The sequence below is a fragment of the Microbacterium sp. GW821-FHT01D02 genome (assembly GCF_059422585.1).
In genome coordinates this window covers 1176830-1190481 of sequence record NZ_JBWKXB010000001.1, presented here as the reverse complement: position 1 = coordinate 1190481, position 13652 = coordinate 1176830, and the positions used below count along the sequence as shown (strand labels likewise).

The following is a 13652-nucleotide window of genomic DNA, read 5'->3' as shown; positions in this document are numbered from 1 at the left end:
GGGAGTCAGGCGAGCGGGGCTCGACTGGTTCCCACCCGGTTCCTGAGATCGAGGCGTGATCGCGCGCGGAGCGCTGCGGCGTTCGAGACGCTGAAGAGGAACCGCACGAGTACGAGGCCGGTCCAGAGCGCCGCGGCATCGGGCGCGAGGAACCGGCAGGCGAGCAGCACTGCCGGGGCGAGCACGAGATACGTGAGGATCAGCCCGAGCAGACCGGCGGTGGCGCCGAAGACGACCTTCAGATAGGCGAAAAGCGATCCGGAGAAGGGCTCCAGCAGCAGCTGCACGGCGATGAGGACGCTCAGCGTCGCATCGCCCACCGGGCTCACGCCGACGGCGGCGAGCAGGAGGAGCGCCGCTGCGGCCGGTACGACGAAGATCCCGACGGCTGCGAACGACGCGATCAGATGGTTCGAGCCTCGATCGCGATCCTGGAGGCTCATCCGGCCGGCGGTCTGTCCGATCATCTTCAGCGGGATGATGATCGTCCGGCACAGCGCGACCCCGGCGGCGACCTGGGCGGCGACGCCCACCGAGATGCTCGCCGCGATCGTCTGCGCGAACATGAACAGCAGCAGGAAGACCGCTCCGTCGAGAGAGTTGAGGACTCGATCCCCGATGCGTCGGGGCGAGAAGTCGGGCGCGCGGAGGAGGCGAACGCGGACTCCGGCTCGGACCAGTCGGCGCCGACGTTCCACGAGCATGGCGAGGACCATGACCGAGGCGAGCGCCGACTGCAGCGCGATGGCGAGGAGCGGATCCGGGACGAGCAGGACGATTCCCACGCCGAGGGCCAGACCGACCAGCGATCGGGTGAGCGTGATCGTGAGGTTGTCCTTCTCACGGCCGAGGTGTTGGAAGGCGGCTGAGAGCACGCTGGTGTGCGACGACAGGACGTTCGCCGGAAGCTGTACGACCAGCGCGACCCAGAGCGCCACCACGAGGGTCGAGCCGGGCGGTGAGGCGGAGCTGAGGGCGACGCCCGCGGCGGCGCTGATCGCGACGACGAGGAAGGACACCGCCGACGCGAGGCGGAGGTTGCCGGCGAGGGCGTCCGCGATCCGGACCGGATCGGTGCGTGCCTGACCCAGATCACGCAGGGTCCCGATCCCGACGCCGACGTTGATGAGGGTCCCGAGCCCACTGATGGTCGCCGTCGTGCCGATGATGGCGGCGAAGTCGGTTCGTCCCGCAGCCAGAGCCACCGCCAGCAGGACGAACGAAGCGCCGAGCGGGATGACCTGTGCCAGCATCATGGGCGTCGCGTGCTTCAGCACGCGGGACAGGTCCTGCCGGATTCCTCGTAGGCTCACCGTCGGCCTCTCAGGACGGCGATGTTGTGCCGGGAGGCATCAATGCGCGTCCAGACATCACTGAAGTCCTTTGCGCTCAGATCGACCCTGGTCTCGGGCGGTATCGAGGCGAACGGCACCGTGGCGAAGCAACCACCGCCACGGCCGAAAACCGGAATGTGTGCCACCTCGAGCCGCTTCACCAGATCGGCGCCGATCGCCTGCTGCGCGCGACTCCGGGCCAATGCCATTGCGACGATGCGCGGGTCACCGAAGGCGTCGATCACCGCCGTCGAGAGGAGATCCCAGTACTTCTGTTCCTGCTGCAGTCGCGGGAATGCTCCGCTCGGTCGGATGACGCCGCCGAAACGGGTGGCGGCGAGACTGGCCAGCTTGGACAACGTGAAGGCGACGGCCGCTCCACGCTCCAGCCACCACGAGACGGTCGCGCGAAACTCATCTCCGAAGGGCACCGCGTAGGCGGCGTCGACGAGGAGATGAACCCTCGGATCGCCGCTCCTGACATCCGTCATCGGTTGTGCGGTGTCGATCGGGTTGCCCGGAACGGTGATCACCATCACCGTCTCGACGGAGGCAGGCGACTGAGCCATCTCCCGCAGTTGAGCTTCATCACGGTAGGTGGTCACCTGCGCGCCGATAGAGCTGCACGCTCTCGCGTATCCCGGGTAGGAGTATTCGGGAATGATGACGCGTCGAGCAGCGCATGACCGGAGGACTTCGAGGATTGCCTGCTCTGCCCCTCGAGCGAAGATCGTCGTGGCACCACTCGCAGAGAAGTCCCAGGGCGTCCTCCGCAGGACTTCCGCGGAGACAGACGGATAGCGGTTCCACGAAAGAGCGCTCATCCGATCGAGGATCTTCCGCTGAAAGTCGCTGGAGGGTGTCATGTCCGGAAGCGCGAAGCTCCCGCCGCTGGGGGGCTCAAGCACATGCGCGAGCGAGTTCATCGGACAGCTCTGACCTTCGTCACTCCGACGGATCTGATTCCAGGAGCTCTGAGATGTGCGTGTGCGCGCCGAGGAGAAGCCACGGTGAGTCGTGGGGGAGCAGTACTTCCGCACTCTCTTCGCGCCCGAAGGCGTTGATCTCGGCAAGAGACATGCCCATCTCGCTTTCCAAGAAGCCGGTGACCGTCCACAGCGCGGCGCTGCGTTCCGTGAATGGTCCGAAGTTCTGGACGTAATCGGGTATCCACTGCACGAACTCGCGCACGAACTCTCGATCACCGACGCGGTCGTAGTATCCGGTCGGTGAGATGGACTCATGGTGCAAGAACTGCTTCCCCGGCAGACTCGCGCACAGGCGGACATAGGCGACGGTCTGGAGGATCAGCTCGTGCCAGACCCGGTCGACCTCCGGGATGACGGCGATGCGTCTCCCGGAGGTCGAGGAGGTGATCGCAAGGAACTTGAGGCACTCGACGAACTGCTGCTCGACCGTGTCGCGATTCGAATCATCGATGCGATCGATCACCGTCATCGCATATCCCACGTCGAGGGGAATCTGGGGCGCCATCGTTCCTTCGCCTGCTTTCGTCAGAGCTCGACCGGCGCGGGCGCGGCGCAGCAGCTGGTTTCCGCGTTCTTCGCCTCGGTGCGCTTGTCCGCCAGGATCTGGTCGATGAGTTTGTCCATGATTTCTCCTTGGTGTGGGTGGGGTGGTGTGCTTCTTCTGGGTGGGTGGTCTACCGCGCCGTCAGCCGACGACGACGCAGCAATCCATGTCGACGCTCTTGATCTCCTCGATCTTCAGAGCCAGTACGCGTTCGATGAGTTGTTGCAACGTGGCCTCCACGCGGATCTCGATGACGGCTTGCTATGCCGTATGGACTCATATAGCAGTCATATGAGGCTAAAGGGTCGAGCTCTGCGGAGGAAGGCTGCGTGTGACGAAAGTGCTGGAGTATCGGTTCGGTGGGGCGCGCTGGACCCCGGAAGCGCGGACGACGTCCGCGACGTTCCCGACCCCGCGACGAAGGGCCCGGCACGTCATGCATGCCGGGCCCTTCGTCGTGTTGCGCGCGAGGTGGGGTCAGCGCAGGGGTGGGCGGTGCAGCCCGCCGAGCGCGTCCTTCTCGAGTTCCCGCCCGATCAGCGAGTGCCGCCGCGAGTACGCGAAGTAGATCACCAGGCCGAGCGCGAGCCAGATGGCGAAGCGCACCCAGGTCTCGGTGCTGAGGTTCAGCATCAGCCAGAAGCAGGCGAGCGCCGAGATCCACGGCAGCCACGGCGACAGCGGCACCGTGAACGGGCGCTCCAGGTCGGGGCGGGTCTTGCGGAGGATCGGCACACCGATGCTCACCAGCACGAAGGCCGACAGCGTTCCGATGTTGATCATGTCGCCCAGCACCTGCACATCCGTGAAGCCGGCGATGATCGCGATCACGACGCCCACGATGAGCTGGATGCGGATCGGCGTGCCGCGCTTCGCGTCCGTCACGCTCAGCGAGCGCGGGAGCAGGCCGTCACGGCTCATCGCGAACACGACGCGGGCGAGGCCCATCAGCAGCACCATGACCACGGTCGTGAGGCCGACGAGGCTGCCGATCGCGATCACCTGCGCCGCCCAGGTCGCACCGACGAGCTCGAACGCGCTCGCCAGCGAGGGCTCGTCGAGCTTCGCGAGCTCGGTGTACGACACCATGCCGGTGATGACGATCGCGACCAGCACGTACAGCACGGTCACGATCACGAGACCGAGGATGATGCCGCGCGGGACGGTGCGCTTGGGGTCCTTGGTCTCCTCCGCGCTCGTGGCGACGACGTCGAAGCCGATGAACGCGAAGAACACCAGGGCCGCACCGCTGAGAATGCCGAAGACACCGTAGATCGACGGGTCGGCGCCGGTCAGGAACGAGAACAGCGACTGCGTCCAGACGCTCTCGGATGCTGCGCCCTCCTGTGCCGGCGGCACGAACGGGGAGTAGTTGGCGCCCTTGACGAAGAACAGTCCGACGACGATCACGAACAGCACGATCGCGACCTTGATCACGGTGAAGACGCTGTTGACGCGGCTGGACAGGCGCGTGCCGAGGGCGAGCAGCAGCGTGAAGATCGCGACGATCACGACCGGGCCCCAGTCGAAGCTGAGCGGTCCGAGGTGGAGGGTCATCGGGATCTGCAGGTCGAACAACGACACCGCGTCGCCCAGGTAGACGCCCCAGTACTTCGCGATCACGGCCGAGGCCATGAGCATCTCGAGGATCAGGTCCCAGCCGATGATCCAGGCGAGGAACTCGCCGAGCGTGGAGTAGGTGAACGTGTAGGCAGAGCCCGCCACAGGGATCGACGAGGCGAACTCGGCGTAGCAGAGGATCGCGAGTCCGCACACGGCCGCGGCGATGATGAACGAGATGATGACGGCCGGGCCGGCGTGCCGCGCCGACGCCTCGGCGCCGACCGAGAAGATGCCCGCACCGACGGCGACCGCGACGCCCATGACCGCGAGGTCCCAGACGCCGAGGGAGCGTTTCAGGGAGCGTTTCTCGTCGTGCGTCTCCGCCATCGACTGTTCGACGGACTTGACCCTGCGCTGGATTGCCATGCCGACGATTGTAGGTCGGGGCATCGCGCCGCACCCCTCACAAACATGCCCGGTCGCATTTTCCGTCGGACCCGCGGCGGTGCGCGCGACGGGGAGCGGGGAGTGAGGCGGGAACTCAGGAAGATGCGGGTGCAGAGGCAGATGCAGAGGCGGCTGCGAGGGCGCGGCCGGTGAGCGAGCCGGTGTCGCGCACGATCTGCGCCGGGGTACCGGTGAAGATCAGGCGGCCGCCGTCCGACCCGGCGCCCGGACCGATGTCGATGATGTGGTCCGCGCGCGCGACCACCCGCAGGTTGTGCTCCACGACGACCAGCGTCGCCCCCTCGTCGAGCAGGTCGTCGAACAGGCGGTTGATCGTGTCGACGTCGTTCGGATGGAAGCCGGAGGTCGGCTCGTCCAGGATGATGCGGTCGGCGCGATCGCGCTGCGGGTCGCTCAGGTGCCGGGCCAGAAGCAGCCGCTGCTTCTCCCCGCCCGAGAGGGTGTCGAGCGAGCGTCCGACCGGGATGTAGCTCAGCCCGGTGCGCTGCACCCAGTCGAGTGCCGCCACCACATCGTCGTGCGCGGCGAACAGGGCGCTCACCTCGGCGGGCGTCGATGCCAGGACATCGGCGATCGAGGCACCGTCCACCTGCACCTCGAGAGCCGTGGGGTTGAAGCGCAGGCCCCCGCAGGCGTCGCAGGGCAGGGAGACGTCGTCGAGGAAGGCGAGCTCCGTCGTGATGTGTCCGCGCCCGCGACAGGTCGGACAGGCGCCGCGGGAGTTGAAACTGAACCACGACGGGTCGAGGCCGGAGGCCGCGGCGAAGACCCCGCGCACGGTGTCGGCGATGCGCAGGATGCTCAGCGTCGTCGACCGCGCCCCGCCGCGCAGCGGATCCTGTCCGACGACCGTGAACTCCGGATGCCGACGCGGCAGCTCCACGGTCGCGAAGGAGCTCTTGCCCGAACCTGCGACCCCCGTGACGGCCGTGAGCACCCCGAGCGGGATGTCGACGTCGAACCCGCGGAGGTTGTGCGAGCGGGCGTTTTCCACGGTGACGCTGTCGTGCGCCGGACGGGTCGACATGGCGAGGTGCAGCGGCTCCGCGAGAAGGCGCCCGGTGAGGGTGTCGCTGCGGCGCAGATCGTCGGGTGCGCCCTGGAACTGCACGATGCCGCCGGCCGAACCCGCACCGGGGCCGAGGTCGATGACGTGGTCGGCGACCGCGATGATCTGCGGGTGGTGCTCGACGACGAGGATCGTGTTCCCCGCGTCGCGGAGGCGCTGCAGCAGGGCGACCAGCCGTTGGATGTCGGCTGGATGCAGGCCCGTGCTCGGCTCGTCGAACACGTAGGTGACGTCGGTCAGCGCGCTGCCGAGATGCCGCACGATCTTGACCCGCTGGGCCTCGCCGCCGGACAGGGTCGCCGACTCGCGGTCGAGAGTGAGGTAGCCGAGGCCGACCGAGAGCAGGGCGTCGAGCACGTGACGGATGCCCTCGACCGCCGGCGCCACCCGCGGGTCGTCGAACTCCTCGAGCAGTGCATGCAGCTCGGCCACCGGCAGCCGCATCCAGTCCACGATGGACCGCCCGTCGATCAGGCTCGCCCGTGCCGCCTCGTTCACCCGCGCGCCGTGGCAGTCGGGGCAGGTGTGGTGGGTGACCAGCCGGTCGAGCTCCTCGCGCACGGAGGCGGACATCTTCACCGGACGCTGCTTCAGGAACACGTCGCGCATCCGGGTGATCACGCCGTCGAACCGGGCGCTCTGCGGGAACCGCGGATCCGGGTCGTCGAGCTTGAGCCGGTCGGCGTAGAGGAACTGGTCCATCTCCTCGGCCGTGTAGTCCTTGAGCGGCTTCTCGCGGTCGAACAGTCCGCAGTAGGCGAAGCGCTTCCACCGATACACGCCGGGGCGGAACAGGCTGAAACGCACCGGCCCCTCGTCGATGTTCTTCTCGGGGTCGATCAACGCGTCGATGTCGATGTCGTACACCGTGCCGAGGCCCTCGCAGGTCGGACACATGCCGGACGGGTCGTTGAAGGAGTACGCGGGCGAGTACCCGGCCGAGGGTGATCCGATGCGCGAGAACACCAGGCGCACGAGGGAGGCGAGGTCGGTCGCGGTGGCCACCGTCGAGCGCGCGTTGCCCGTGAAGCGGCGCTGGTCGATCAGCACCGTGAAGGTCAGCCCGTCCATGGCCTGCACATCGGGCACGGGCAGCTGCGGCAGCCGCGCACGGATGAAGGTCGAGTAGGAGTCGTTGACGAGCCGCTGCGCCTCGGCGGCGATCGTGTCGAGCACGAGCGACGACTTGCCCGAGCCGGAGACGCCGGTGAAGACGGTCAGGAGCTTCTTGGGGACGTCGACGGAGACGTCGCGGAGGTTGTTCGTCCGCGCTCCGGTGATGCGGAGGGAGTCCATCCGGAAACGCTAACGGGGCCCCCGGACATCCGGAGGCCCCGTTCGCGAAGAGGGGTGTCGAGAGCGTGGAGGTCAGGCGCTGAGGACGACCGTCTCGGAGATCGGGCGACGCACGCGCGGGGCGACCTCGCGCTCCTGCAGCACCTCGGGAAGCGTGGCGACGTCGCCGAATTCGCCGAGGGCGAAGACCGTGGTCGGCACGAAACGGGCCTCGAGGTCGGCGAACTCGCGGACGACCTCCGGGTCGAAGCCGCTCATCTGGTGCACGACGAGGCCGTCGTGGTGGGCCTGCACCGAGAAGTGCGCGACGGCCTGGCCGAGGTCGTAGAGGGCGTGCGTGATCGGGGTGCCGTCGGCGGTGGCCGTCTCGGCGATCGCGACGACGAGCACGGCGGCGTTGCCCGCCCAGGCCTGGTTGAAGCCCATCAGCGCGTCGACGACCTGCGCGTGCAGAGCCGTGCCGCGGCGGGCGACGATGAAGCGCCAGGGCTGCGTGTTGTTCGCGGAGGGGGTCCAGCGGGCGGCCTCGAGCGCGGTGGCGAGCTTGGCCTCGTCGATCGAGTTCTGCGCGTCGAAGGCGCGGGGGCTCCAGCGGCCGGCGAGGACGTCGAGGACGGGGTGCTCGGTCGGTGCGGTGCGGTCGATGACGGGAGTGCTCACGGAAGTGCCTTTCGGAAGGAGTGGTTCGGACTCCATCGTCCGGGTACATCGAGGGCCAACAGATGCATGTGCATGCATATTCCCCGAGGGTGACATGTTCCGTCACACTCCGTGCGGGGCGCCCGAGGCACCCACGCGGCCCCTCGCGCGCGCGGCGAGGGCGAGGGAGAGCGAGCGGGCGCCGATCGCCGCGACGAGCACCGTCACCGCGAGGGCGAGTGCGAGGGCGATGCCTCCGGCGAAGGGCACCGCTCCCACCTCGAGCCACGCGATCGCGTACGAAGCGACGGCGGCCACCGGGAACGTGAACGACCAGAACCCCAGCGTGAAGGGCAGCCGCCGATAGCGCGGGAGTGTGGCGAGCTGGGCGACCACGAGGATCGCCGTGAGGCCGGCGAACGCGAGCGACAGCGGAGACGAGACCTGGTCGGTGAGGGCGAACAGCGCGAGCCCGCCGACCGCCGGCGGAGCCATCACCACGGCGAGGGTCGGCACCAGCGCGTCCGGGAGCGGGGGTCGGCTGAGCATCCGCACGAGCACGAGCGCGGTCATCACCGCCCAGAACAGCGAGGCGATGCCGAAGGCCGCCCAGCCGAGTCCGCGCAGGCCGATCGTCTCGGCGGCGCTCGCGGCCACGAAGCCGCCGGCGACGGTCGGCAGGAAGTAGCCGCCGTGGATCGCGGCGAGCTCGATCCCCCCGGTGGTCCAGGTGCTGACGAGCCATCCGGCGTATCCGGTCGCGGCGACCATCGACGCGATCACGAGGATCCGGCCGGCCGTGGGGAACCACGGGACCATGTCGCTGCCGAGGAGCATCCCGACGATCGGGACGATGGCGGCGAGCGGTCCCTGGATCGGATGGCGCAGCTGCTCCCGCAGGGGCGATCCGCTGCGGAGCCCGCGCGTCGCATGCGCGGCGAGGAGCCAGACCATCGACGCGGCGGACAGCGCCCAGAAGACCTGCGCCACCTGGGGCGGGATCCCGGCCACGGGGGTCGCCGCCGTCCACGTCTCCGCGACGCCGGCGATCCCGAGGGAGATCGCGAACGTGTTCAACGGGAGTCGCGTGACGGCGGCCGCCGAGTCGGGAGTGGCAGGTAGAACGTCACGTGTCATATGACGGTCAAGCGCCGGGTGACGCCTCGTATTCCCCGCCCTGCTGTTCGCCGTGCGGCCTCCCGCCGCTCAGGCCGGGAGGTTGTGCGAGGCGGCGTCCGCGAGCGCGGTGCGCACGGCACGGATCGAAGGGGCGTCCGCCGACACCCGCCGTGCGGAGGAGAAGATCTCCCGGCGCGGATCCTCGGGGAGCGGCGCCAGGTCGACCGTCGGGGTGTCGCCGGCCCACACCAGATCCGGCAGCAGCCCGACCGCGAGACCCGCGTGGATCAGCCGCACATGCGCGGTCAGGTCGGCGATCTCGAACCGCACGTCGGGCTCGAATCCGGCGGTGCGGCAGAGCTGCTCGGCCCAGGCGCGCGAGGCCGTGCCGGCGGGTTCGAGCACCCAGGGCTCCTCGCGGGTGGCCCACAGGGTGGCGAGGGCGTCGTCATGCGCGGCGGCCCCCGGGTGGCGGGCGAGCGCGATCGCGTCGTGCGCGAGCACCACCCGGTCGAGGTCGGCGTGGATCGGGCGCGTGCGGCCCGGGTACTGCTCCGCGAGGATCAGGTCGAAGTCGCGGCTGGAGACGCCGACCAGTCCGGTCTCGGGGTCGCATTCGGTGACCTCGACGCGCAGGGCCGGATGCCGGTCCTTGAGGGACTCGAGTGCGCGGGGGAGCAGTGAGTGCGCCGTCGACTGGAACACCGCGATGCGCACGGTGCCGGTCACCTCGGTGAGGGACTCCGCGACGGCGACCTCGGCGTGCTCGAGCTGATCGAGGATGCCGATGGCCTCGGCGACCAGCACGTTCCCCTGCGGCGTGAACTGCACGCCGCGCCCGACCCGACGCAGCAGTGGCACGCCCACATCGCGCTCCAGCGCGCTCAGCTGCTGCGACACCGAGGCCTTGCTGTAGGAGAGGGCGTCGGCCACGGCGGAGAGCGTTCCGCGGCGGGAGAGCTCCACGAGCATCCGCAGTCGATTCACGTCCAGCACGGTCGTATCCTTCGTTCAGCGTGAGTGAACAGAATCCACGCAAATCGGTTGATAGACGGAGCCTACCGAGCCGCAGGACAATGATCCAGCCGCACACGAAACCCCGGTGTGCTCCTGCCTGGAAGGTTCCCGTCCATGACTGTCATCGATGACACCACCCCCCGCACCGAAGACGTCGCCGCCCTCGTGCAGCGCTGGCTCGTCGAGAGTGAGACCCACCCCGTCGAGCCGGCAGCCCAGCGCCTGTCCGAGGTGCTCAAGGACCCGAACGGCCTCGCGTTCACGGTCGGCTTCGTCGACGGCGTGATGCGGCCGGAAGACCTGCGCGTCGCGGGTCGCAAGCTCGCCGAGCTGAGCGACATCACCCCGTCGCTGCTGCCCGGCTACCTGCGCGCCGCGATCAAGACCGGCGGCTTCTGGGCGCCCAAGCTCCCCGGCGTGGTCGTGCCGATCTCGCGCCGCGTGCTGCGTGCCATGGTCGGGCACCTCGTGCTGGATGCCACGCCCTCCAAGCTCGGCCCCGCGATCGCGAAGCTGCGCAAGAGCGGCAACCGCCTCAACCTCAACCTCCTCGGCGAGGCCGTGCTCGGCGAGCGTGAAGCAGGGCACCGTCTGCAGGGAACCCGCGACTTCCTCGCCCGCGACGACGTCGACTACGTGTCGATCAAGGTCTCCAGCGTCGTGAGCCAGCTGTCGATGTGGTCGTTCGACGAGGCCGTGGCCGATGTCGTCGAGAAGCTCACCCCGCTCTACGAGCTCGCCGCCCAGGCCGAGGCCCAGGGGAAGGCCAAGTTCATCAACCTCGACATGGAGGAGTACCGCGACCTCGACCTGACGATCGCGGCCTTCACGAGCATCCTCGACCAGCCGGGTCTGGAGGACCTCGAGGCCGGCATCGTGCTGCAGGCCTACCTGCCCGATGCCCTCGGCGCCATGCAGCACCTGCAGGAGTGGGCCGCCGCCCGCCGGGCGAAGGGCGGAGCGCCGATCAAGGTGCGCGTCGTCAAGGGCGCGAACCTCGCGATGGAGGAGGTCGACGCCGCGATCCACGGCTGGCCGCTCGCGACCTACGGCACCAAGCAGGACTCCGACACCAACTACAAGCGCGTGCTGGACTGGGCCATGACGCCCGAGCGCCTCGACGCCGTCCGTATCGGCGTCGCGGGCCACAACCTGTTCGACATCGCGTACACCTGGCTGCTCGCCCAGGCGCGCGGCGTGGCCGACCCGTCCGGCGCGGACCCGCTGGTCGAGTACGAGATGCTGCTCGGCATGGCGACCGGGCAGGCCGAGGCCGTCCGCAAGGACGTCGGTCGTCTCCTGCTCTACACGCCGGTCGTGAACCCGGCCGAGTTCGACGTGGCGATCGCGTACCTCGTGCGCCGTCTCGAGGAGAACGCCAGCCCCGAGAACTTCATGTCCGCCGTGTTCGAGCTGGCCTCCAACCCGACGCTCCTCACCCGGGAGCGGGAGCGCTTCGAGCGCTCGCTCGCCGCCCTCGAGCTCGACCGTTCGGTGCCGGCATCCCACCGCGTGCAGGACCGCACGGCGGAGGCGCCGGCCGGCACGACGACCGGCTTCGAGAACCAGGCCGACACCGACCCGGCGCTCGGCGCGAACCGCACCTGGGGACGCGAGATCCTCGCCCGTTCGGTGAGCTCGACGCTGGGGCTCGACACCATCGCGATCGCCAAGGTCGAGACGGATGCCGAGCTCGACGGCATCTTCGCCGCCGCGACCGTCGCCGCCGAGAAGTGGGCCGCGCTGCCGGCCGCCGACCGTGCCGCCGTGCTGCACCGCGCCGGTGACGAGCTCGCCGCACGCCGTGGTCAGCTCATCGAGATCATGGCCCACGAGGCGGGCAAGACCATCGCCGAGGCCGACCCCGAGATCAGCGAGGCCATCGACTTCGCGCACTACTACGCCGAGCGCGCGAAGGACCTCGAGACCGTCTCGGGCGCCGAGTTCGTGCCGTCGAAGGTCACGGTCGTCACCCCGCCGTGGAACTTCCCGGTCGCCATCCCCGCGGGTGGTGTGCTCGCGGGTCTGGCCTCCGGCTCCGCGGTCATCATCAAGCCCGCGAAGCTCACCCAGCGCTGCGGCGCCGTGATGGTGGAGGCGCTGTGGGCTGCCGGCGTGCCGCGCGACCTGCTCGCGCTCGTCGACCTGGCCTCGCGCGACCTGGGCACGCGCCTGGTCGCCGGCCCCGCGGTGGATCGCGTGATCCTCACGGGCGCGTACGAGACGGCGCAGCTGTTCCGCTCGTTCCGCTCCGACCTGCCGCTCCTCGCCGAGACCAGCGGCAAGAACGCGATCATCGTCACCCCCTCCGCCGACCTCGACCTCGCGGCCGCGGACGTGGCGCGCAGCGCATTCGGGCACGCCGGGCAGAAGTGCTCCGCGGCCTCGCTCGCGATCCTCGTCGGATCCGTCGCCGACTCGAAGCGGTTCGAGCGCCAGCTGGTGGATGCCGTGACCTCGATGCGCGTCGGGCTGCCGGACGACCCCGCCACCCAGATGGGCCCGATCATCGAGCCGGCGAACGGCAAGCTGCTCACAGCGCTCACGAAGCTGGAGAAGGGCGAGCGCTGGCTCGTCGAGCCGCGCAAGCTCGACGACGAAGGAAAGCAGTGGACGCCCGGTGTGAAGACCGGCGTGCGCGAGGGCTCGTACTTCCACCTGACCGAGTTCTTCGGCCCGGTGCTCGGCATCATGCATGCCAAGGACCTGGACGAGGCCCTGCGCCTGCAGAACGCGGTCGACTACGGCCTCACCGCCGGCATCCACTCGCTCGACTCCGACGAGGTCGGCACGTGGCTCGACCGCGTCGAGGCCGGCAACCTGTACGTGAACCGCGGCATCACCGGGGCGATCGTGCAGCGTCAGCCGTTCGGCGGCTGGAAGCGCTCGGCGGTCGGAGCGGGGGCGAAGGCCGGCGGCCCGAACTACCTCTTCGGCCTCGGCGAGTGGGCTCCGGCGGAGCTTCCCGCGGTCGCGCCCGAAGCGGCCGTGGCGCCCGCGGTGGGCGCACTGCTCGACGCCGCGGCCACGGAGCTCGACGCGACCGAGTCCGACTGGCTGCACCGCGCCGCGGCATCCGACGAGCGCGCCTGGGTCGACGAGTTCGGAGCCGTGAGCGACAAGTCCGGCCTCGGGGTCGAGCGCAACCTCTTCCGCTACCGCCCGGTCGCGGTGGACGTGCGCATCGCCGAGCACGCGCCCCTCGCGGACGGCATCCGCGTGCTCGCCGCCGCCCTGCGCAGCGGCAGCCCGTTCACGGTGTCGGCTCCGGCCCTGCCCTCGCGCGTCGAGAAGGCGCTGCGGGCGCACGGTGTGACGGTGAAGCACGAGTCGGATGCCGCGTGGACCAAGCACTACGCCAAGGCCGCGAGCACGTGGCACCGCGTCCGTCTGGTCGGCGGCGATGCCGCGGCGCTGTTCGAGGCGCTCGACGGTTCGCCGGACGTGGCCGTGTGGTCGCACGCCGTGACCGGTGCCGGCCGCGTCGAGATGCTGCCGTTCCTGCACGAGCAGGCCGTGTCGATCACGAACCACCGCTTCGGCAACCCGACCACCCTCGCCGACGGCGTGATCTGACCCGAGGGTCTTCGCACGGACGAAGAAGCCCCCTGCTG

At 69.4% G+C, this 13652-nt stretch carries 9 protein-coding genes; 1 reads left to right on the top strand and 8 read right to left on the bottom strand.

Annotated elements, in window-relative coordinates:
• Positions 1–5: 5 nt before the first annotated feature.
• The 8 genes from AC07VM_RS05865 to AC07VM_RS05830 all read right to left on the bottom strand — a co-directional run bounded on the left by AC07VM_RS05865 (position 6) and on the right by AC07VM_RS05830 (position 10017).
• Entirely contained in the window at positions 6–1313 is a 1308-nt protein-coding gene (locus AC07VM_RS05865; protein ID WP_494910350.1) for a hypothetical protein, read from the bottom strand.
• The gene (locus AC07VM_RS05860; RefSeq protein WP_494910751.1) at positions 1310–2158 is read right to left on the bottom strand and encodes an aminotransferase class I/II-fold pyridoxal phosphate-dependent enzyme; all 849 of its coding nucleotides are present in this window, start codon (positions 2156–2158) and stop codon (positions 1310–1312) included. The genes AC07VM_RS05865 and AC07VM_RS05860 overlap by 4 nt, the downstream gene beginning before the upstream one ends.
• A gap of 121 nt (positions 2159–2279) precedes the next feature.
• A complete protein-coding gene (locus tag AC07VM_RS05855) occupies positions 2280–2792 on the bottom strand; it encodes a hypothetical protein (protein ID WP_494910349.1) in 513 nt (170 codons plus the stop codon).
• Between the two features lie 552 nt (positions 2793–3344).
• On the bottom strand, positions 3345–4856 hold the full coding sequence (locus AC07VM_RS05850) for an APC family permease (RefSeq protein WP_267416236.1): 1512 nt from the start codon (positions 4854–4856) through the stop codon (positions 3345–3347).
• A 115-nt stretch (positions 4857–4971) separates the two neighbouring features.
• Complete coding sequence (locus AC07VM_RS05845) at positions 4972–7263, bottom strand: ATP-binding cassette domain-containing protein (RefSeq protein ID WP_494910348.1); 2292 nt, start codon at positions 7261–7263, stop codon at positions 4972–4974.
• Between the two features lie 72 nt (positions 7264–7335).
• Positions 7336–7923, bottom strand: coding sequence for a nitroreductase family protein (locus AC07VM_RS05840; RefSeq protein WP_267416234.1), 588 nt, complete (start codon positions 7921–7923; stop codon positions 7336–7338).
• A 102-nt stretch (positions 7924–8025) separates the two neighbouring features.
• The gene (locus tag AC07VM_RS05835) at positions 8026–9039 is read right to left on the bottom strand and encodes an SLAC1 family transporter (RefSeq protein ID WP_494910347.1); all 1014 of its coding nucleotides are present in this window, start codon (positions 9037–9039) and stop codon (positions 8026–8028) included.
• Positions 9040–9108: 69 nt separating this feature from the next.
• Positions 9109–10017 carry a LysR substrate-binding domain-containing protein gene (locus AC07VM_RS05830; RefSeq protein WP_494910346.1) on the bottom strand — a complete coding sequence of 303 codons (909 nt, stop codon included), beginning with the start codon at positions 10015–10017 and terminating at the stop codon, positions 9109–9111.
• A 135-nt stretch (positions 10018–10152) separates the two neighbouring features.
• Between AC07VM_RS05830 and AC07VM_RS05825 the strand changes: the two genes are divergently transcribed.
• Positions 10153–13614: a proline dehydrogenase family protein gene (locus tag AC07VM_RS05825; protein ID WP_494910345.1), complete on the top strand. Its 3462-nt coding sequence runs from the start codon at positions 10153–10155 to the stop codon at positions 13612–13614.
• Positions 13615–13652 lie beyond the last annotated feature (38 nt).

Coding starts and splice junctions, on each gene's coding strand:
- AC07VM_RS05860 (WP_494910751.1), bottom strand. CDS start 2,158: ATGAGCGCTCTTTCGTGGAACCGCTATCCGTCTGTCTCCGCGGAAGTC.
- AC07VM_RS05855 (WP_494910349.1), bottom strand. CDS start 2,792: ATGACGGTGATCGATCGCATCGATGATTCGAATCGCGACACGGTCGAG.
- AC07VM_RS05850 (WP_267416236.1), bottom strand. CDS start 4,856: ATGGCAATCCAGCGCAGGGTCAAGTCCGTCGAACAGTCGATGGCGGAG.
- AC07VM_RS05845 (WP_494910348.1), bottom strand. CDS start 7,263: ATGGACTCCCTCCGCATCACCGGAGCGCGGACGAACAACCTCCGCGAC.
- AC07VM_RS05835 (WP_494910347.1), bottom strand. CDS start 9,039: ATGACACGTGACGTTCTACCTGCCACTCCCGACTCGGCGGCCGCCGTC.
- AC07VM_RS05825 (WP_494910345.1), top strand. CDS start 10,153: ATGACTGTCATCGATGACACCACCCCCCGCACCGAAGACGTCGCCGCC.